This window comes from Kitasatospora cheerisanensis KCTC 2395 (assembly GCF_000696185.1).
In the GTDB taxonomy this organism is placed as follows: Bacteria; Actinomycetota; Actinomycetes; order Streptomycetales; family Streptomycetaceae; genus Kitasatospora; species Kitasatospora cheerisanensis.
Genome location: NZ_KK853997.1, coordinates 4,739,076 through 4,758,431, shown reverse-complemented (window position 1 = coordinate 4,758,431; position 19,356 = coordinate 4,739,076). Strand labels below are relative to the sequence as shown.

Annotated in this window: 20 protein-coding genes and 1 tRNA gene; 8 read left to right on the top strand and 13 right to left on the bottom strand. The window is 73.4% G+C overall.

The features are described 5' to 3' along the window. Positions 1-210: 210 nt before the first annotated feature. From KCH_RS21665 to KCH_RS21640, 6 genes are all read right to left on the bottom strand, one after another. On the bottom strand, positions 211-1,650 hold the full coding sequence (locus tag KCH_RS21665; protein ID WP_051653317.1) for an APC family permease: 1,440 nt from the start codon (positions 1,648-1,650) through the stop codon (positions 211-213). An 88-nt stretch (positions 1,651-1,738) separates the two neighbouring features. Further along, on the bottom strand, positions 1,739-3,160 hold the full coding sequence (locus tag KCH_RS21660) for a penicillin-binding transpeptidase domain-containing protein (RefSeq protein ID WP_051654006.1): 1,422 nt from the start codon (positions 3,158-3,160) through the stop codon (positions 1,739-1,741). Positions 3,161-3,246: 86 nt separating this feature from the next. After that, complete coding sequence (locus KCH_RS21655; protein WP_051653316.1) at positions 3,247-4,596, bottom strand: FtsW/RodA/SpoVE family cell cycle protein; 1,350 nt, start codon at positions 4,594-4,596, stop codon at positions 3,247-3,249. Between the two features lie 85 nt (positions 4,597-4,681). Then, positions 4,682-5,185, bottom strand: a complete 504-nt coding sequence (locus KCH_RS21650; protein WP_035865314.1) for a DUF1269 domain-containing protein — start codon at positions 5,183-5,185, stop codon at positions 4,682-4,684. A 103-nt stretch (positions 5,186-5,288) separates the two neighbouring features. Continuing rightward, a complete protein-coding gene (locus KCH_RS21645; protein WP_051653315.1) occupies positions 5,289-5,939 on the bottom strand; it encodes a hypothetical protein in 651 nt (216 codons plus the stop codon). Continuing rightward, entirely contained in the window at positions 5,939-6,769 is an 831-nt protein-coding gene (locus KCH_RS21640; RefSeq protein ID WP_035865312.1) for an ABC transporter ATP-binding protein, read from the bottom strand. The genes KCH_RS21645 and KCH_RS21640 overlap by 1 nt, the downstream gene beginning before the upstream one ends. 271 nt (positions 6,770-7,040) lie before the next feature. On the opposite strand from KCH_RS21640, the gene KCH_RS21635 reads away from it, so the two are divergent. Both KCH_RS21635 and KCH_RS21630 read left to right on the top strand, forming a co-directional pair. After that, positions 7,041-8,183 carry a vWA domain-containing protein gene (locus KCH_RS21635; RefSeq protein ID WP_157032150.1) on the top strand — a complete coding sequence of 381 codons (1,143 nt, stop codon included), beginning with the start codon at positions 7,041-7,043 and terminating at the stop codon, positions 8,181-8,183. A gap of 2 nt (positions 8,184-8,185) precedes the next feature. After that, positions 8,186-9,073, top strand: a complete 888-nt coding sequence (locus tag KCH_RS21630; RefSeq protein ID WP_051653314.1) for a hypothetical protein — start codon at positions 8,186-8,188, stop codon at positions 9,071-9,073. A gap of 66 nt (positions 9,074-9,139) precedes the next feature. Here KCH_RS21630 and KCH_RS21625 read toward each other — a convergent pair whose 3' ends face one another. After that, positions 9,140-11,332, bottom strand: coding sequence for a terpene synthase family protein (locus tag KCH_RS21625; protein WP_035865310.1), 2,193 nt, complete (start codon positions 11,330-11,332; stop codon positions 9,140-9,142). 207 nt (positions 11,333-11,539) lie between these two features. On the opposite strand from KCH_RS21625, the gene KCH_RS21620 reads away from it, so the two are divergent. Beyond that, entirely contained in the window at positions 11,540-11,860 is a 321-nt protein-coding gene (locus tag KCH_RS21620; protein ID WP_035865309.1) for a hypothetical protein, read from the top strand. A 2-nt stretch (positions 11,861-11,862) separates the two neighbouring features. Here the strand turns inward: KCH_RS21620 and KCH_RS21615 are convergent, their stop codons facing one another. The 5 genes from KCH_RS21615 to KCH_RS21595 all read right to left on the bottom strand — a co-directional run bounded on the left by KCH_RS21615 (position 11,863) and on the right by KCH_RS21595 (position 15,415). Continuing rightward, positions 11,863-12,363 (bottom strand): hypothetical protein, encoded by a 501-nt coding sequence (locus KCH_RS21615; protein ID WP_035865308.1) that lies wholly within the window; start codon positions 12,361-12,363, stop codon positions 11,863-11,865. Further along, a complete protein-coding gene (locus KCH_RS21610) occupies positions 12,360-13,055 on the bottom strand; it encodes a hypothetical protein (RefSeq protein ID WP_035865307.1) in 696 nt (231 codons plus the stop codon). Before KCH_RS21610 ends, KCH_RS21615 begins: the two co-directional genes overlap by 4 nt. Further along, a complete protein-coding gene (locus KCH_RS21605) occupies positions 13,052-14,350 on the bottom strand; it encodes a putative T7SS-secreted protein (RefSeq protein WP_035865303.1) in 1,299 nt (432 codons plus the stop codon). The genes KCH_RS21610 and KCH_RS21605 overlap by 4 nt, the downstream gene beginning before the upstream one ends. Further along, the gene (locus KCH_RS21600; protein WP_035865300.1) at positions 14,347-14,643 is read right to left on the bottom strand and encodes a hypothetical protein; all 297 of its coding nucleotides are present in this window, start codon (positions 14,641-14,643) and stop codon (positions 14,347-14,349) included. Before KCH_RS21600 ends, KCH_RS21605 begins: the two co-directional genes overlap by 4 nt. 343 nt (positions 14,644-14,986) lie before the next feature. Beyond that, positions 14,987-15,415, bottom strand: a complete 429-nt coding sequence (locus tag KCH_RS21595) for a hypothetical protein (protein ID WP_035865297.1) — start codon at positions 15,413-15,415, stop codon at positions 14,987-14,989. Between the two features lie 376 nt (positions 15,416-15,791). Here KCH_RS21595 and KCH_RS21590 point away from each other — a divergent pair, with 376 nt between their 5' ends. The 5 genes from KCH_RS21590 (at position 15,792) to KCH_RS21570 (ending at position 19,077) form a co-directional block, all read left to right on the top strand. Further along, positions 15,792-15,998 carry a hypothetical protein gene (locus KCH_RS21590; RefSeq protein ID WP_167574093.1) on the top strand — a complete coding sequence of 69 codons (207 nt, stop codon included), beginning with the start codon at positions 15,792-15,794 and terminating at the stop codon, positions 15,996-15,998. 35 nt (positions 15,999-16,033) lie between these two features. Further along, complete coding sequence (locus KCH_RS37660) at positions 16,034-16,291, top strand: response regulator transcription factor (protein ID WP_051653313.1); 258 nt, start codon at positions 16,034-16,036, stop codon at positions 16,289-16,291. Positions 16,292-16,412: 121 nt separating this feature from the next. After that, on the top strand, positions 16,413-17,207 hold the full coding sequence (locus tag KCH_RS21580) for a CPBP family intramembrane glutamic endopeptidase (protein ID WP_244305392.1): 795 nt from the start codon (positions 16,413-16,415) through the stop codon (positions 17,205-17,207). Continuing rightward, positions 17,204-18,481, top strand: a complete 1,278-nt coding sequence (locus tag KCH_RS21575; protein WP_051653312.1) for a sensor histidine kinase — start codon at positions 17,204-17,206, stop codon at positions 18,479-18,481. Before KCH_RS21580 ends, KCH_RS21575 begins: the two co-directional genes overlap by 4 nt. Beyond that, positions 18,433-19,077 (top strand): response regulator transcription factor, encoded by a 645-nt coding sequence (locus KCH_RS21570; RefSeq protein WP_035865290.1) that lies wholly within the window; start codon positions 18,433-18,435, stop codon positions 19,075-19,077. Before KCH_RS21575 ends, KCH_RS21570 begins: the two co-directional genes overlap by 49 nt. Before the next feature lie 124 nt (positions 19,078-19,201). Here the strand turns inward: KCH_RS21570 and KCH_RS21565 are convergent. After that, positions 19,202-19,275 (bottom strand) — tRNA-Ala (locus KCH_RS21565). Between the last annotated feature and the right edge of the window lie 81 nt (positions 19,276-19,356).

Below are 19,356 nucleotides of genomic sequence, written 5' to 3'. Positions count from 1 at the left end.
GCCGGATGCCCCAGCAGCAGCACGGCACGCCGCCCCTGCCGGTCGCGCTGCGCCGGTACCCGCCCGCCGCCCCGGTCCGCCCCGAGCAACGCACGTCCGGCCGGGGGTCGGGTGCTCGCCATGGCTGGAAGGCTAGGCGGGACGCACACGCTCTGTCGCCACCCGCGGGCCGGTTTCCCCGCTTCCGCCCGGATTTCGACACCCCGGGCCCTACGGAGTGTCAGCTCCGGTCGGCCGGTTCCCGGGGGTCGGGGTGGCCAGGCGGGAGTGCTTGGCGCTGTAGGCGAAGTAGAGGACGGCGGCCAGCGCGAGGGCGATCGCGAAGGCGACGAAGGTGTCGCGGTGCAGTTTGGTGACCAGGTAGACGCAGAAGCCGGCGCTGAGCACGGGGGTGACCGGGTAGAACGGGACCTTGAAGCCGCGGGGCAGGTCGGGGCGGGTGCGGCGGAGCACGATGATGCCGACGGACACGGCGGTGAAGGCCACGAGGGTGCCCATCGAGGTCATGTCGGCGAGCAGCCGGAGCGGGAAGACGGCGGCCAGCAGGGCGACGGCGGCGCCGACCACGACGGTGTTCCAGACGGGGGTGCCGGTGCGCGGGGAGACGCGGGTGAAGGGACGCGGGAGCAGGCCGTCGCGGCCCATCGCGTAGAGGATCCGGGTCTGGCCGTAGATCACCACCAGCGTGATGGAGAAGATCGAGACGATCGCGCCGCCGGCGAACACCAGGGCGGGCCAGGACTGGCCGGTGACGTCCTGGAGGATCTGCGCGAGGCCGGCCTCCTGGCCCTCGAACCGCTGCCAGGGCTGGGCGCCGATCGCGGTGACGGCGACCGCGATGTACAGCAGGGTGACGACGGTGAGCGAGATCAGGATGGCCAGCGGCAGGGTGCGGCGCGGTTCCCGGACCTCCTCGCCGGCGGTGGAGACGGCGTCCAGGCCGATGAACGAGAAGAAGATGGTGGACGCGGCTGTCTGCACGCCTCCCCAGCCCTCGGGGGCGAACGGGGTGAAGTTGCCGGCGTGGAAGCCGGTCAGGCCGATGGCGACGAACAGCACCAGGATGACCAGCTTGATGGACACCATCACCGCGTTGACCTTGGCGGACTCGCCGACGCCACGGATCAGCAGCACGGTGACCAGGGCGACCAGCACCACGGCGGGCAGGTTGAAGATGCCGTCCTCGCCGGGCGGGGCGGTGAGCGCGGCGGGCAGGTGCAGGCCGAACGCCAGGTCGGCGAACTGGTTGAGGTACTGGCCCCAGGTGACGGCGATCGCGGACGCGGAGACGCCGTACTCCATCAGCAGGCAGATGCCGACGCCGAACGCGACGAGTTCGCCCATGGTGGCGTACGCGTACGAGTAGGAGGAGCCGGCCACCGGGATGGCGGAGGCGAGTTCGGCGTAGCAGAGCGCGGTGAGGCCGGCGGTGACGGCGGCGATCACGAAGGACAGCACCACGGCCGGCCCGGCTTCCGGAACGGAGGTGGTGAGCACGAAGAAGATGCCGGTGCCGACGGTGGCGCCGATGCCGATCGCGGAGAGCTGCCACAGGCCGATGGAGCGGCGCAGGTGTCCGGCTCCGGTTCCGCCCGCTTCGGCGATCAGGGTGTCCACGGGCTTGCGCCGCAGCAGGCGGGTGGTGCTCATCGGTGTCCTTCTGGTGGGGATCAGGCAGGGACTGTATCAAATGCGACGCTATGCATAGTTATGAGGGGCTTGCGGGTGAATGCGCTGGTCAACGGTCGAGGACGGACTGCATGACGGCCTTGGCGATCGGCGCGGCCAGCCCGCCGCCGGTGATGTCGCTCGCCTGGCTGTCGGCGACGACCACGGCGACGGCGACCGGCGGGGTGGCGGTGGAGCCGGCCGGGCGGGCCCAGGCGATGAACCAGGCGTAGGGGGTGCCGGTGTTGTCGACGCCGTGCTGGGCGGTGCCGGTCTTGCCGCCGACCTCGGCGCCGGGGATCCGCGCGTTGCCGCCGGTGCCGTTCTGCACCACGTCGACCATCAGCCGGCGGAGCTGCTGGGCGACGCCGGGCCCGAAGGCCTGCCGGTACAGCACGGGGTGCATCAGCCGGACCTGGCTGCCGTCGGCCTTGGTGAGCCTGTCCACAAGCTGTGGATACATCACCTGCCCGTCGGCGGCGGCCCCGGCGGCGACCATCGCCATGGTGAGCGGGGTGGCGGCGGTGTCGTACTGGCCGATCGAGGAGAGCGCCAGCTGCGAGGCGTTCATGGTGGTGTCGAAGTTGGAGCGGGCGGCGCGCACGGGGGTGTCGAGCTTGGCGTCGTTGAAGCCGAAGTTCTTGGCCATCGCGGTCATCCGGTCGAGGCCGGTCTGCACGCCGAGCCAGCCCATGACGCTGTTGCAGGACAGCGTCATCGCGTCGTCCAGCGACAGGCCCTCCTGGTTGCAGGCACTGGTGTCGTTGGTGAGCGGGGTGGTGGTGCCGGGCATCACGTACGGGTAGGGCGCGCCGGTCGGGGACTCGATGTCGGTGACCACGCCGGCGGCGAGGGCCGCGGCGGCGGTGACCACCTTGAAGGTGGAGCCCGGCGGGTAGATCTGCCGGAGCGCCCGGTTGAGCATCGGCTGGTCGGGGTCGGCCTGGAGCCGCTTCCAGGTGTCCTGGTCGGCGGTGCCGGTGCCGGCGATCGCGCCGGGGTCGTAGCTGGGGGTGGAGGCCAGGGCGAGGATCCGGCCGGTGGCGGGTTCGATGGCGGCGACGGCGCCCTTCTGGCTGCCGAGTCCCTGCATGGCGGCGCGCTGCACGGCCGGGTCGATGGTGGTGACCACGTCGCCGCCGGGCTGCTGCTGCCGGGTGATGGCGTCCCACACGGCCCAGCCGGCCAGCCGGGGGTCGGTGCCGGTGAGCAGGTCGTCGTAGACGCCTTCGAGCTGGGTGTTGCCGTACAGCTGGGACGAGTAGCCGGTGACGGCGGCGTACAGCGGGCCGTCGGTGTAGGTGCGCTGGTGGGCGAGGCGGCCGCCGGTGGCCTTGGAGCCGGTCAGCGGCTGACCGGCGATCAGGTTGCCGCGGGGCTGGGCGTAGCGCTGGATGACGGCGCGCTGGTTGGCGCTGTTGTGGTCGAGTTCCTGCTTCTGGAAGACCTGGACCCGGGTGGCCTGGACGGCGAGCGCGACGATCAGCAGCATGCAGAAGGTGCCGGCCCGGCGGCCGGTGGTGGAGATGCCGGGCAGGCCCTGCGGTCCGCCGTTGGTGCCCTCGGGGCGGGTGAGCCTCACGCCTCCTCCTGCGGGTCGGGGCGCCGGGCGAGGTCGCTCATCCGGACCAGCAGCGCCACGATGATCCAGTTGGTGACCACGGAGGAGCCGCCCTGGGCGATGAACGGCAGCGTCATGCCGGTCAGCGGGATCAGCGCGAGGACGCCGCCGGCCACCACGAACACCTGGATCGCGACCAGCGCGGCCAGCCCGATGGCGAGCAGCCGCCCGAACGGGTCGCGCAGCGCGATGCCGGTGCGGAAGCCCCGGGAGACCAGCACCGCGTACAGCAGGAAGACGGCGAGCAGTCCGGTCAGGCCGAGTTCCTCGCCGATGGTGGCGAGGATGAAGTCGGACTTGGTGGCGAAGCCGATCAGCGCGGAGTGGCCGAGTCCGAGGCCGGTGCCGAGCTGCCCGCCCCAGGCGAACGCGAACAGCGACTGGGCGATCTGGTTGGCGCCCTGCCCGGCCTCGATGGACGCCAGCGGGTGCAGCCAGTCGGTGACCCGGCCGTGCACGTGCGGCGACAGCCAGCCCACCCCGACCGCGGCGACGGCGGACAGCAGCAGGCCGATGACGATCCATCCGGTGCGGGCGGTGGCCACGTACAGCATCACCACGAACAGGCCGAAGAACAGCAGCGAGGTGCCGAGGTCGGTCTCCAGCACCAGCACGCCGACGAACGCCGCCCAGATCAGCAGCACCGGTCCGAGCACCCGGCCGAGCGGCAGCCGGAACCACAGCACCCGACGGCCCGTCAGGGCGAGCGCGTCGCGGTGCGCGGCCAGGTAGGCGGCGAAGAAGACCGCCAGCAGGACCTTGGCGAACTCGCCGGGCTGGAAGGACAGCGGGCCGAGCTGGATCCAGATCCGGGAGCCGTACACCGGCGGGAAGAACACCGGCAGCACCAGCAGGACGAGCGCCACGAACGCGCCGACGTACGCGTAGCGCTGGAGCCGGCGGTGGTCGCGCAGCAGGAACAGCACGGCGATGAACAGGCCCACCCCGAGGGTGGACCAGAGCAGTTGGGTGGGGGCGGCCTCGTGCTGCGGGGTGTTGCGGTCCAGCCGGTAGATGACGACCAGTCCGATGCCGTTCAGCAGGACCGCGATCGGCAGCAGCAGCGGGTCGGCCCACCTGGCCCGCCAGCGGACCGCGCCGTGCGCGACCAGCGCCAGCACGCCGAGCGCGGCGCCGTACTGGGCGGCGTCGGGCGGCGCCTTGCCGTCGATGTCGACGCCCACCTCGACGTACCCGAACACCGCCAGGCCCACCGCGGCCAGCACCAGCAGCAGTTCGGTCCACCGCCGGGGCCGCCGCGCGCCGGGCGTCCGGGCCGGGCGGGTCACCGATTCCGTGGCCACCAGCCGTCCTCGCCAGCTCGAATGGGCAGGGACGGCGGGACGCCGGGCACCGCGGCCCGGCGCCCCGCCGGCAAAACCTGGCGGAGCGTCAGAGCGTGGACGCCGGGTTCGCCGCCCGGGCGATCTCCCGCAGGTGCTCCTCCTCGTCGTGGCTGAGCGAGGTCTGGATCAGCTCGCCGCCGAACTGCGCGACGGCCGGGATCACCTTGTCCTTGGTGGCGGTGCGGACCAGCGCGAACACCGCGGCGCTGCCCGGGGCCAGCTTCTCGCCGACCTGCCGCATGAAGTTGTCGTCCACGCCGGTGTCGGTGGACGCGCCCACGGCCGCGCCGGTCGCGCCGCCGACGGCCGCGCCCAGGATCGGCATCAGGAACAGCAGGCCGATCACGCCGCCCCACAGCGCGCCGGAGGCCGCGCCCAGGCCGGTGTTGGAGACGGCCTGGTGGAGCTTGATCTTCCCGTCCTCGCGGCGCTCGACCACCACGACGTCCTCCAGGTCGATCAGCCGCTGCTTCTGCAGGCCGATCAGCTCGTCCCGGACCTTCTGCGCGGTGGCGACATCGGGGTAGGCGATCGCGAACAGGTTGCTCACAGCGGGCGTTCCTTCCAGCAGGCACTCGGCACGTACGTCCGCACCCTAGCCAGAATTCGCCATATTTAATCCCATCTACCGCGGTGTGTCCGCTTCCTGACGCTCACTCGCCCCGCCGGACCGCCACCGTGACCGCCGCCCACCCGGCGCCCGCCGCCAGCGCCGACGCGCCCGGCAGCGCCCACCACGGCACCGACAGCGCGCCGTGCCGGGCCCCCAGCACCAGCGCCCGCACCACCGCGTTCGCCGGCGAGCCCGGCACCAGCAGCACCAGCACGACCGCGGCCAGCCCCAGCGGCACCGCGTACTGCGCGCCCGCCACCACCGGGCGGTTGCACACCGCGCCCACCGCCGCGCCCGTCAGCACGCACACCACCGTCGCCAGCAGGCCCGCCGCGGCCGCCGCCCCGGAGCCGCCGCTGCCGACCGCCAGCACCGCGGCCAGCCCGAGCACGCCGAGCGCCAGGCCCGCCAGCGCCGCCGCCAGCAGCGCGGACAGGTGCACCCGCCGCCAGCCCGCCGCCGCCACCAGGCAGGCCCGGGACTGCGCGGGCTCCGCCGTCACCGCCGAACGCACCAGCCAGCCCGTCACCGGCACCAGCAGGCCCGCCGAGAACGCCGCCGCCGACAGCGCCTCGTCGCCGCCCGACACCCCGAGGCCCATCAGCAGCACGTACGCCAGCCCGGGCGGCAGCCAGCGCTGCGAGCGCACCAGCAGCTCCAGGTGATAGCGCGTCAGCATCCGTACGGTCATCACGCGTTGTCCTCCCGGACGGACCTGATGTGCACCGGCGGGTGCGCGGCCAGCAGGCGGCGCAGCAGCGCGTCCGCGTGCGCGGACGGCACGTCCAGCCGGGTGGCGCCGTCGGCGAGCGGCTTGCGCTCGGGCCGGCCGGGGAGCCACTCCGGCAGCGCCTCGGCCTCCACCACCACCGCGGTGCGCGGCCCGTCCGGCCCGGCCTGCGGCAGCGGGACCTCGTGCAGCACGCCGTCGGCGACCCGGTGGGCGCCGGTGGCGAGGCCCGCCAGCCGGGTCGGGTCGTGGTCGACGAAGACCACCAGGCCGCCGGCCGCCGCCCGTTCGGCGACCGCGCCGTCGAGCTCGCCCCGGGCCGACTGGTCCAGGCCCGTCCACGCCTCGTCCAGCAGCAGCAACTCGGCCTCGGCGAGCAGCGCCTGGGCCACCGCGACCTTCTGGCACGTCCCCTTGGAGAGCCGCCCGATCGGGGTGCCGGCGTAGCCGGTGATGCCGAACCGCTCCAGCCAGTGGTCGGCCCGGCGCCGCGCCTCCGCGGCAGACAGGCCGCGGATCCGGCCCAGGTGGCACAGGTACGCCCGGGCGTCGAACGGCAGCGCCGGCGGGAACCGCTCCGGCACGTACGCCCGGCCGGCGGGCGCCTCGACCGTGCCGCGCCCGGCGCGCTCGATGCCGGCCAGCAGCTTCAGCAGCGTCGACTTGCCGCTGCCGTTCGCGCCCTCGATCCGCACCAGCGAGCCCGGACGGAGCGTCAGCTCCACCTCCCGCAGCACCCACGGGCCGCGCCGGCCGTAGCGCTTTCCGACGCCCGCCAGACGCACCGTCATGTGCTCTCCCCGCCTGCTGTGCCGACCAGTTCAGGGTACGTCGCGCTCACCACCCGCATTGGGCGATTCGAACTGACGGTCCCTAGGATGCGGCGGTGATCACCCTTACCAGAACACGACGGACGGCCCGCGGAGCCGCCCTGCTCGGGGCGCTGACGATAGTCGCCGGCACCGTGCTCGGCGTCATGCCCGCGTACGCCGACGAGCCCGGGCCCCGCCCGCCGCTGTCGAAGCGCCCAAGGTCGACCTGGTCCTGGACGGGTCGGGCTCGATGCGGACCATCGACATCCAGGGCAAGAGCCGGATCGCGGTCGCCCAGCAGTCCATCAACGAGGTCATCGACGCACTGCCCGCCGAGACCGAGTTCGGCCTGCGCACCCTCGGCGCGACCTACCCGGGCAGCGACCAGAAGGAGGGCTGCAAGGACACCAAGCAGCTCTTCCCGGTCGGCCGGACCAACAAGGTCGAGGCCAAGACCGCCGTCGCCACCGTCCGGCCCACCGGCTGGACCCCGATCGGTGTGGCGCTGCGCGCCGCCGCCCAGGACCTCGGCACCGGCCCCACCACCCGCCGGATCGTGCTGATCACCGACGGCGAGGACACCTGCGCCCCGCCCGACCCCTGCGACGTGGCCCGCGAACTCGCCAGCCAGGGCATCCACCTGGTGATCGACACCCTCGGCCTGGCCCACGACGACAAGACCCGCCAGCAGCTGCTGTGCATCGCCAACGCGACCGGCGGCACCTTCACCGACGTCCGCACCCAGGACCAGCTGACCCAGCGCGTCAAGCAGCTCGTCGACCGCGCCCAGGACACCCACACCGTCACCCCGGCCAAGGTCACCGGCGCGGACCAGTGCACCAACGCGCCGATCCTCGCCCCCGGCGTGTACAGCGACCGCGAGAAGTTCTCCGAGCACCGGGTGTACCGGGTGCCCGTGAAGGCCGGCCAGGAACTCCGCGCCTCCGTCAGCGTCACCCCGGACCGGGCCGTCGCCCGCGACTACGGCGTACTGCTCCAGGCCACCGACAGCAGCGGACAGGAACTGGTCCGCGGCAGCGACGCCGGCTCCGGCCGCACCGACGTGGCGTCCACCGGCGTCCGCTGGTCCGCGCCCGGCACCGACAAGGCGTCCCCGTCGCCGAGCTCCGGCACCGCCGCGGCCACCGACCGGACCGTCTGCCTGATCGTCAGCAACTCCTTCGCCGGCCAGGCCGGCGTCCAGGCCGACCCCGGCCTGCCGCTGGAGCTGACCGTCGACGTCGCCGCCGCCTCCCCCTCGCCCGACGGCCCCGCCATGGGCCTCGGCCGCGGCTGGATCCTGCTCGGTGTGCTCACCCTGGCCGGCCTGCTCGCCGGTCTGATCTTCGGCTGGCTGGCACGCTGGCGGATCGCCGTCTGGCGGGAGAACTGACGATGCGCAAGCTCTTCACCCTCGCGGCCCCGGCCGCCGCGCTCACCGGCCTGCTCCTGCTGGCCCCGGCCGCCACGGCCGCGCCCTCGCCGTCCGCCTCGCCGACCGGCACCGCGAAGCCCGTCCTCCACTCGGTGGGCACCAGCTTCCTCACCGCGACGGCGCTCGCCGCCGGGCAGGACGCGGACGTCCCGGTCTCCACCGGCGACTACCTGTACTGGGCGTTCCCCGCCTCCGAGGGCCAGACCGCCACCGTCCAGGTCAACGTCACCCTCCCCGAGGCCGCCGACCGGCACGGCGCGCAGACCTGGACCGTCGAACTCTTCGACGGCCTGCGCCGCCGCCAGGCCTGCACCGCCGGGCCGCAGAACGGCACCGCCGAACAGAACGCGACCACGCTGGCGCTCAGCTGCACGCTCCGTCAGATCCGGTCCTGGGCCGAGCCCTGGTCCGGCGACCCGCTGCCCGGCACCTACTACATCCGGCTCTCCACCACCGACATCCCGCAGCAGGACCTCGGCCTCGCCTCCCAGGTGCGCGTCCACGTCGCCGCCAAGGGCGGCCTCGACGACGCCCAGCCCGAGGGCGGCTCGCTCAAGGCCCCGCTGGTGCCGCCGGTCAACGCCGGCGCGACGGCGAGCGGCGCCGCGGCGACGCCCGCGCCCAGCGCGAGCGCCGCGTACGCGACGGCTCCCGTCGAAGAAGAGACCCACTGGTACTCCGACCTCTTCTCCGGCTGGAACACCCGCTGGTGGTGGACCATCGCCGGCGGCATCCTCGCCGCCCTCGCCGGCGTGCTCGGCTACACCCTCACCCGCCACCCCCGCGGCCACCGGCCGCACCACCACCCGGCTGCGCCGCCCGCTCCCCCGCAGGGCAACTGGCAGTAGCCGAGGAGAGCCGGCGGGCGCGAAGACGGCGCTGCCCGTGTCTTCGCGCCCGCCGGCTCGTGCCCGTCATGACCTGAGGTCCGCGAGGATCCTGATCGCCGAGGTGCCCAGGTCCGACGGGAGGGTGAACTTCGGAGCGAAGTGCCGGGCCAGGACGTCCGGGGTGTAGCGGTGGCACTGCTGGTGCCAGTTGAGGACGGCGGCCATCCAGTCCTCCAGTTCCCGGATGTAGCCGTCGAGCGCGTCGGCCGCCTCCCCCTCGATGGCGAAGTCGTGCTTGAGGAGCGGGAGTTCCCCGTCGACGACGTGCTGGAACTGGCTGAGGCGGGAGGCCATCAGGTCGGCGACGATGTCCACGGCGACGGGGTAGTCGCAGGAGAAGAAGTTCTCCACCACCCGGACCAGGTTGTGGAACTCGCCCTCGTACTCGACCTCCTTCTGGTACGAGTGCAGGTCGTTGACCAGGCAGCCGTAGTCCGCGACGGAGTTCTCGATCGCCCGCATGGTGCCGCTCAGGTAGACCTCGTCGGGGATCACCTCGCCGCGCCCGAGCCGGGACAGACTCATCGTCAGGTCGGAGCCGAAGGTGGCGCGCCGCATCTCGATGTAGTCGACCGGGTCGGGGATCCGGTTCTGGGCCTGGTTGGCGAGCTCCCACAGCCAGCTGTCGATCATGTCGCCGACGGCCTTGCGGAACTTCGCGCGGGCGGTGGTGGAGAAGGGTTCGCTGGTGCGCTGCCAGAGGTCGGCGAGGCCGGCTTCGAGCGCGTTGCGGGGCTCGAAGGGGAGGCTGCCGTCGAGCGTCATCAGGGCGTACAGGCGCTCGTTGACGGCCTTCGCGCCGGCGAGGTCGCGGGGGCGGCCGAAGACCACGGGGTAGTAGTCGTCGGCGTAGGTGCCCCAGGTGAGCCAGGCGGAGCTGAGGTCGAGTTCCTCGCGGGTGCCGTCGGGGTCGATGCCGGCGGCGCAGAGCGCGAAGTCGTAGTCGCGGAGCTTCTGTTCGGTCCAGATGTCGGAGGCGGGGACGCCCGGCTCCGGGTCGAGCAGGCCGAACCGGCGGGCCCAGTCGACCACGTACTCGCGGGAGCCGGCGAGGTGCGGGTTGAGGGTGAGGGGGTACGGCATCGGGAAGTCGGGCATCAGCGAGGGGCCGACGGTGCGGTGCGGGGTGTGGGCGAAGCTGCGCAGGCCGCGGATGCCCGCCGCGAGGCGGATGTTGGCGGCGGAGGTGCCGAGGCCCTTGGGGCCGAGGACGGGTGCGGCCGCGCCGCCGCCGTTCATGTAGCGGCTGGAGCGCATGTGCCACTCGTGGCCGCCGGACTGCCAGTCCTGCATGCCCTTGACGTAGGCGAGGACGCGGGCGATCTCCTCCGGGTTCAGCGCGTGCTCGGCGAACAGGCCGGGGAGTTCGGTGAGCGCGGTGTTCTCGAACTGCTGGAGGCGGGACGTCAGCAGGTCGTTGACGGCGTCCGCGGCCTGCTGGGTGGAGCAGCCGAGGAAGGTCTCCAGCACCAGGACGCCGTTGGAGAGTTCGCCCTCCTCGCCGATCTCGCGCTCGTAGGAGAACAGGTCGTTGCGCAGGTGGACGCCGTCGGAGAAGGCGTCCCGCAGGACGCGCAGCGGGCGGGAGTACGCGACCGCCTCCGGGACCTCGGCCTGCGCGGCGTACTCGATCAGGCCGGCCGACCAGGGGGCGCCGCCGACCTTGCGGCGCATCTCGATGTACTCGACGGGGTTGGAGACCCGGCCCTCGTTGATGTTCGAGAGCTCCCAGAGGGACTCGTTCAGCAGGTTCCGGGTGGATTCGGCGAACCGGGACCGCCAGTCCGCCGACATGTGCGGGACGGTGCGCTGCCACAGGTCGGCGAGGCCGGCCTCGACCGGGTTGGTCGCCTCGGGGTACCCGTCGGCGAGGTCCATCGGCATGAAGGCGGGCAGCCGGTCCAGGTACGCCTTGCCGCCCTCGCGGTCGAGGGTGCGCTTGAAGATCTCCAGGAAGTGGTCGTCGAAGAAGAAGACCCAGGTGTACCAGTCGGTGACGAGGTCGAGCGCCTCGCTGTCGCAGTCGGGGTGGGTGTAGGAGCAGAGCAGCGCGTAGTCGTGCGAGTCGAGATCATGCTCCTCCCAGATGCCCGACCCCTCCAGCATCCCGAAGGCCCGTGCCCACTCCCTGGTGTGCACCCGCGCCTTCTCGTAGTGCGGGTTGATCCGCGCCGGGTACGGCACGTAGAAGTCCGGCAGTTCGAACGGCTGAGCCACTGGGTCCCGCCCCTTGAGTCGACGACAGAGATCGGCGCGATGCCTAACGAGCCCTCCGACCCTCGGTCACCACCACCCTCCCCTGCCGCCCGCGCGCCGCAATCCACTCGTACGAGTGAACTATCCGCCGTTGCACGGTGATCGGGCGTTGTCGTACCCGTCCGGCAGACTGCCCCTGCCCGATCCCTGCGCCCGAGGAGACCCCGGATGGCCTTCATCGACGAGACCTGGTGGCTGCGGCGCGGTGAGGAGTCGGTCGGCGAGATCCGCGTCACCGAGGCCGACTTCCCGTGGCCGCACGGCGACTTCCTGCGCGGCCCGGGCCGGCCGGCGGCCGAACCCGGGTTCACCGGGAGCCGCCGGCCGACCCGCTCCGAGGAGTGGGAGCAGTGGGACCGGGCCTGGACCGCGCTGGAGGAGGAGCACACCCTGCACTCCCCGGAGGGCCCGGTCGCCGAGTTCCTGCTGCCCGTCGAACCGCCCCACGCCTGGTTCCGCTTCAGCGAGGAGCCGTTCGACCTCGGCTGAGCTCAGCCCGTCCGCAGCGGGACCAGGTGGGCCTCGGCGGTGGTGCTCGCCTGCCAGTCGACCTGCCAGCCGCGCCGGGCGGCGAGCGCCGCGAGTCCTTCCAGGCCGATGCCCCGGTAGTAGCGGCGGCGGACGGAGGTCCTGGGCACCATGTCGCTGCCCTTGTACTGGTAGCGGTGGTTCGCGTTGAACTCCTGCTTCGACCGCACCGTGGCGAGGCCGCGCTCGATGCCCCGGTCCAGGGCCCGCGCCGCCCAGGCCTCCCACTCCTCCCGGGTGCCGCTGCGCTCCAGGCGGTAACGGCTCGGCGTGAGGACGAACTTGGAGCGGCCGGGCTCGGCGTTGCCGTCCGACGGCGTCTCCGAGGAGAGGAAGTCCCAGGTCGTCCGGAACGGCAGCCACAGCCACTGCAGGCCGAACTGGAGTCCCAGGCCGAGCGCGGACCGCCGGGGCAGCGGGCCGGTGTGCAGGCCGGGCGGGGCCGGCGGGTGCCAGGTGCTCATCCGAATGCCTCCAGGAGCCTCGTGTCGTCCGGCCCGGCCTGGCCGGTGGCGGCGGCCCGGGTGCCGGGGGTGTCGTACTCGACGGTCTCGACCAGCGCGGCGAGCATCGTGACGTACTCGGGGAAGTCGACCAGGGTGGGCGTGCTGATGGTCATGGTGACCAGGGTGTCGGCGCCCTGCACGGGGATGTACGCGGAGGCCTGGGCGAGTTCGAGCTTGGCGGTGTTGCCCTCGTCGTCGGTCACTTCGGCGAGCGAGCCGGAGAGGGCGACCACGACGGGCCCGACGGGGGCCTCGGTGCGGAAGGTCTCGTTGGCCGGGTCCAGGGAGAGCATGTCCAGGATCGCGGCGGAGACCGTCTCGGCGTCCGCGGTGTCGGCCTCGTCGGCCTGGATGACCAGGGTGGCGACGGTGACCCGGTCGTCCTCGGTGCCGGCCAGCAGGAAGCCGGAGTAGACCGCGCCGTCCTCGGCGGCGGTGGCCGCGATGTCGTTGTACCAGGTGGCGACGGTGTCGCGCTGGTACTGGGTGCCGCCGCACCACACCTCGGCGGACACCTCGGCGATGTGCGCCTCGCGCTCCTGCTCGGGGAGGTCGACGCCGAGCGAGTGGAACTGGGCGGGCAGCACCCAGCGGATGTCGAGCGGCTCGTCGGGGAAGATCTCGGCCGGTTCGGGCTGAGGGGTCGTCACGAGGTGACCTCCTGGTACAGGGTGGGGGCGTTCTTGATCAGGCCGCCGCCCTTCATGCCGATCTGGGTGCCCCGGGACCACCAGGAGGTGACGGGCAGCGAGAAGACCTTCTCACCGGCCTCGCCGATGGAGCCGATGCCGGGCAGGTTCTTCAGCGGGGTCTTGGTGAAGACCGGGGTGAGGATCTTGTTGTGCAGCAGGCCGCCCTCCATGTGGGTGCGGGTGATGGCCCGTCCGGCCTCGGCGACCTTGGAGCCGCCGGCCACCAGGCCCTCGCCCTTGGCGATGGCCTTGACGCCGCCGGCCACGCCCTTGACGCCCTTGGCCGCGCCGCCGACGAACGGCACGACGCCGACGCCGTCGAGTGCGATGGTCGCCCAACTGACGTCCGCGCCGCCGAGCTTGGCGAGTCCGTGGGCGCCGAGCGCGACCGCGGACGCGCCGCTGGAGGCGACGCCGAGGGCGGCGGACAGCGGCGGGCACCACATGGTGGCGAGGGAGGCGATGCCGAGCACCGCCGAGACGCCGCCCGCGATGTCGCCGATCTTCTTGAGCAGGTCGGCGTGCTTGGTCGCCCAGCCCTTGATCTTCTTGCCGACGCTCTTGAAGCCGTTGCCGATCTTCTCCCAGGCGCTGATCTCGGGAGCGTTCTGGTTGGCCCGGCGGAGCGCCCTCGCGGTCCGGTCGGCGTCGTCCTGGTGGTGCTCCAGCAGTTCCTTCGCCTGCTTGACGATCGCTTCCAGCTCGTCCTTGATGCCCCGCAGTTCGCGGTTGGCGGTCTCCAGCTGGCGTTCGGCGGCGCTGTACTCGGCGCTCGCCGCGTCGATCCGGCGCTGGGCGTCGGCGAGTTGGGCGTCGTCGTCGAAGCGCTTGCCGATGAGCCCGAACGCCGGGGAGTCCGCCGCCACGTCGAAGCGCTCGACGGCGTTCTCCTTGACGTTCTCGGCGATCTCCAGGCGGCGCTTGGCCTCGGCGGCCTCGGCCTCGTAGCGCCGGGCGACGTCCTGGTACGAGGAGAGCTGGTTCTTCCAGTTGTCGAGCTGGCTGGAGGCCTGCCGCATCGCGTCGACGCTGTCGCTGAGGTAGCGCGGGAGTTCGCCGACCTTGCCGGCGAAGGCCTTGGCGGCGTCGCCCTCCCAGACGCTGCCGCCCTGGCCGACGGCGACCAGGGTGCGGTGGGCGCTCTCCATCGCACCGGAGGCGCGGTTGAGCTTGGCGACCAGGCCGTCGACGTTCTCGGGGTTGCCGGGCGCGGGGTCGAAGCCCAGGGTGGGGAAGTCCGCCTTGCTGCTCATGCGGACGCTCCGCTGAACATGTCGCGGATGGCCTCGTCGGTCTCCGAGTAGCTCTTGCAGGTCTCCTTGAGCTTGCCCTCCAGGGCCTCGACGCCCTGGGATATCCGGGTGATGGCGTCCTGCCAGCTGTCGTTGAAGTCGTCGCAGGCGTGGTCCAGGTTCTTGCTCCCGGTGGTCTTCGGCCCGGTTTCGTGCATCGCGCGCAGGGCCTCGCGCATGTCCTGCTGACTGTCGTTCAGCTGCTTCACCAGCCGGTCGAGTTCGCTCACCTCGACACGGAAGTAGTCCCCCATGCTGCGCTGATCCCCTCTGGGCCCGGGCGGCGCCCGGCGCCCACTGCCGTGGGCGCATGGACGTTCCGCGAGGACGCCTTTGCCGTTCCTTCACATGAGGCGTCCGAGCGGCCGACGCCCCGCGCCCGGACCGCCGTCGACCTGCACCTGTGGGATGCGCGGCCGCCGGGCACGCGGTGGCGGTCTTTTGCCGAACCGCAGTTCGATGCTTCGAACACCAAGCGCAGGGTACCTTCCGCCCCCGGCACCCCCACCCGGCGGGGCGTCGGCGCGGGGCGCCACAGCAGCGGGTCGGGACGGCGCGTCAGGACCGCGCGTCAGGGCAGCACGCCAGGACGGCGCGTCAGGGCAGCGCGAGCGCGAGCGGGCGCTCGGGGCTGCGCGGGTCGAGCCGGTGGCTCCAGTCGGCGGGCACCAGCAGGCACTGGGCGGCGCGCAGCCGCAGCGTGCTGCGCCGGCCGGCGGAGCCCGGGGGCGGGCTGAGCTGCACCTCGGTGCCGCCGCGCCGCTGGACCAGCAGCACCGCGTCCGGGCCCCACTGCCACGTCCCGGCGGGACGCTCGGGGACGGGCCGCACGGGGCGGGCCAACTCCCGCTCCAGGGCGGCGGCCAGGGCCTCGGCGGAGCCGTGCGCGTCCGGCTCGGGTTCCTGCTCGCACCAGAGCAGGGCGGGCGTGGTCCGGCCGGCGCCGTCCCGCAGGAAGGCCGCCAACTCGGCGACCCGTCCGCTGTGTTCCGGGTGCGGCCGGTCCGCCCCGTCGTGCCACTGCACGGGATCCCCTCTCCGAAGCGGCTGCCGCACCGTTCCGGCCGCCGCTCGCGTCGCGCACCATCCTGCGCCGCGCGGCGGCTGACGGTAAGTCACGGGATCCCGTGACACGGGCCCGGCGCCGGACGGGTGCGCGGGGGGCGGTCCGCAAGGCCGGAAGGCCGGTGCGCGGGGCCGGGGAGCGGGTCCGATCGCGGCGTTGCGCCCGGCTTGGTCCCGTTTCGCCCCCCGGTCACTTTGCTGCAAGCGCAGTTGATGAGGTGGGTGGACGGTGGTCCGGGGGTGGTCGGCCCGGACATGCTGGATGCAGGCCGAACAGCACCGGGCGGGCCGCCCGGCCGGCCGGTCCCCACCCCGCAACCAGCCCTCGGAGGCCTCCATGAAGCGCGCCCTCGCCCTCGTCGCCCTGACTGCCGCGGCCCTGCTCGCGACCGCCCCGCTGGCCTCCGCCGACACCGCCGCCGACCCGGCCGCGGGCACCTCCACCACGCAGCCGGCGCCGTTCGAGGTGCCGCCCACCCCGTTCAACGGTGACACCTCGTGGGGCGGCGCCTGCGAGACGCCCGAGTGCAACCCCGTGTACTGACCCCCGCCGCCGCCCCTCGCCCCCGGGAGTTACCCATGCGCACGTCCACCGTCCAGCACCCCGCCGCCACCGTCGAGTTCAGCCGCCGCGAGCTCCAGGTCCTGCACCTGGTCGGCGAGGGCGCCAGCTACGCGATGATCGCCCGCCGGCTCGGTCTCAGCCCGCACACCGTCGACACCTACCTGCGCCGGATCCGCGCCAAGTCCGGCGTCACCTCGCAGGTCCAGCTCGCCCTGCTGGCCTCCCGGCTGCCCGCGCCGCCCGCCCACGCCTCCGCTGCTGCTGCGGCCTGACGGCCCGGCAGGGGGTACAGCTGGGTGCACCCCTGCCGGGCAGGTGGATGCATGGGCGCGGGGCGCCGCGCACGGAATCGTCATCGGTGGCAACGACGTACCCACCGAGAGGCGAACCACCGTGGCACGCAGGCGAACCACCAGAAGCACCCGGAGCGGGAAGGGGACCGGCTGGCTCGGCCCGACCCTGCTCTTCCTCGCCGTGGCCTTTCCCGCCGCCGGCCTGCTGGGCGCACTCCAGCCGCTCACCGGACTGCCCGACGAGGTGCTCCAACTGACCCAGTTCGGCCCGGCGCTGGGCGTGGCCGCGGTCGCCCTGTTCCGGCCGTCGCTGGTGCGGGGCCTGCTGGCGGGCGGCGGGGCGCGCGGTCCGCGCGGAGTGCTGCTGCTCAGCGCCCCGGCCATCACCGCGCTGGCGGTGGCCGGCACCTTCCTGCTGCACGGCCGCGTGCCGATCCACGACCCGGGTTCGCTCGCCGCGCCGTTCGGGGTGGTGGCGGCGGCCCAACTGCTCGGCGCCTGCGGGGAGGAGATCGGCTGGCGCTGCCTGCTCCAGCCGCTGCTGCGCACCCGGTTCGGGCCGCTCGGCTCCTCCGCGGCGGTCGGGCTGATCTGGGGCTGCTGGCACGTGCAGGTGTTCACCCGGGCTCCGGCGTACGCGGCCGGGTTCCTGGCCGCGGCGGTCGCCATGTCGGTGCTGCTGGGCCTGGCCTGGGAGCAGGTCGGCGCCCACCGGCTGCTGCTGGCCGGCGGCTTCCACACCCTGGTGAACCTGGGCATGCTGCTCTTCCTGGACGAGGAGTCCGGCGCGGTGGAGCCGATGGTGCTGTTCGGCGTGGCGGGCGTGCTGGTCGCGCTGCCCTGGGTCCTGGCCGGCCGCCGTCCGGCCCGCACGGATAGGCTCGCCACGACATGACGGACCGACAGAAACGTTTCCGGGAGCGGCTGGTCGCCTACTGGCGCTGCCAGAAGCTGTCGCTGGCCTCCCTGGTGACGTGCCTGCGCTCGCTCGCGGCGCTCGGCACGCTGGCGCTGCTGCCGGTCGGCGCGGGCCTGCCGCTGGTGCCGCGCGCGGCCCGCATGCTGCGCCGCGGCAGCGACCGCGAACGCGACCGCACCGCCCGCTGGACGGGCACCGTGATCGACCCGCCCGACCCGCTGCCCACCGGCCCGACCGTCACCGCACGCGCGGTCGCGGTGCTCGGCTCTCCCCCGTTCTGGCGCGACCTCGCCTGGTGCTGCTTCGGCCCGTGGAGCGCCGGCCTGCTGGCCGCCGTCCCGCCGACGCTGGTGGTCCACGGCCTGTTCGGCGTCCTCGTCCAGCCGTTCGTCTGGCGGCACCTGGGCCCGGACAACTGGTACGCCTTCGTGCCGGTGGAGTCCACCGGCACCATGCTCGCCGCCGCCGGGCTCGGCGTGGGCTTCGTCGCGGCCGGCCTGTGGCTGTCCGCCCCGGTGCTGGCCCGCTACGGCGAGTGGACCGGCCGGCTGCTGGGCGCCCCGTACGCGACCCGGCTGGAGCGCCGGATCGGGCAGCTGACGGACAGCCGGGCCGACGCGCTGGACACCCAGGCCGCCGAGCTGCGCCGGATCGAACGCGACCTGCACGACGGCGCGCAGGCCCGGCTGGTCTCCCTCGGGCTGACCCTCGACCAGGCCGACCGGCTGGTGGAGAGCGACCCGGCGACCGCCCGCCGGCTGCTCGGCGAGGTCCGGGCCAGCTCCGAGCGGGCCCTGCAGGAGCTGCGCGACCTGGTCCACGGCATCCTGCCGCCGGTGCTCGCCGACCGCGGCCTGCCCGACGCCGTCCGCTCGCTCGCCCTGGACTCCTTCCTGGACGTCGAGGTGGACGCCGAGCTGGCCGGCCGGCTGCCCGCCGCCGTCGAGGGCGCCGCCTACTTCGCCGTCGCCGAGCTGCTGGCCAACGCCGGCAAGCACTCCGGCGGCAGCACCGTCCGGATCCACCTGCGCCGCGCGGACGGCCTGTTGCGGGTCACCGTCACCGACGACGGCCGCGGCGGCGCCGACCTGTCCCGCGGCACCGGCCTGGCCGGGGTGCGCCGCCGACTGGCCGCCTTCGACGGCACCCTCGCCCTGGTCAGCCCGCCGGGCGGACCGACCACCGCGACCCTGGAGCTCCCGTGCGCGTCGTCCTCGCCGAAGACCTCTTCCTCCTCCGCGACGGCCTGAGCCGCACCCTCGCCGAGCACGGCTTCGAGGTGGTGGCCGCCGTCGAGACCGGCCCGGAACTGCTGCGCGCGCTCCGCGAGTTGCACCCCGACGTGGCCGTGGTCGACATCCGCCTGCCGCCCACCCACACCGACGAGGGCCTCCAGGCCGCCCTGACCGTACGCCGCGAACGCCCCGCCCTGCCGGTCCTGGTGCTCTCCCAGTACGTGGAGCAGCTGTACGCGCAGGAGCTGCTGGCGGACGGCCTGGGCGCGGTCGGCTACCTGCTCAAGGACCGCGTCACCCACACCGCGCAGTTCGTCGACGCGGTCCGCACCGTCGCCTCCGGCGGCACCGTGATGGACCCGCAGGTGATCGCCCGCCTGATGGCCCGCTCGACCGCCCGCGGCACCACCGCCGACCTGACGCCCCGTGAGCTCGACGTCCTGCGCCTGATGGCGGAGGGCCGCTCCAACGCCGCCGTGATGGCCGAACTGCACATCGGCGAGAGCGCGGTGGCCAAGCACACCGCCTCGATCTTCGCCAAGCTCCGGATCGACAACACCCCGGACGCCAACCGCCGGGTGCTGGCCGTGCTCGCCTACCTGAAGCGGTAGCCGGCGAACACCGGTGTGATGCCTGCCACAGCGGCGGAGTCGCGGCGCCCGGGAGGTGACGCCCCGTCCGCCCCGCACAAAGCAGAAGTCCCGCCCGGGTGACCCGGGCGGGACTTCTGTCGGGTGGAGCTGAGGGGATTCGAACCCCTGACCCCCTCGATGCGAACGAGGTGCGCTACCGGACTGCGCCACAGCCCCAACAAGAAAGAACTCTATCACCCCTGGCGGGGTACTCGTGACCATGGTCGGCGGGGCGCGGGCGGGGAGCGCGAACGCCCC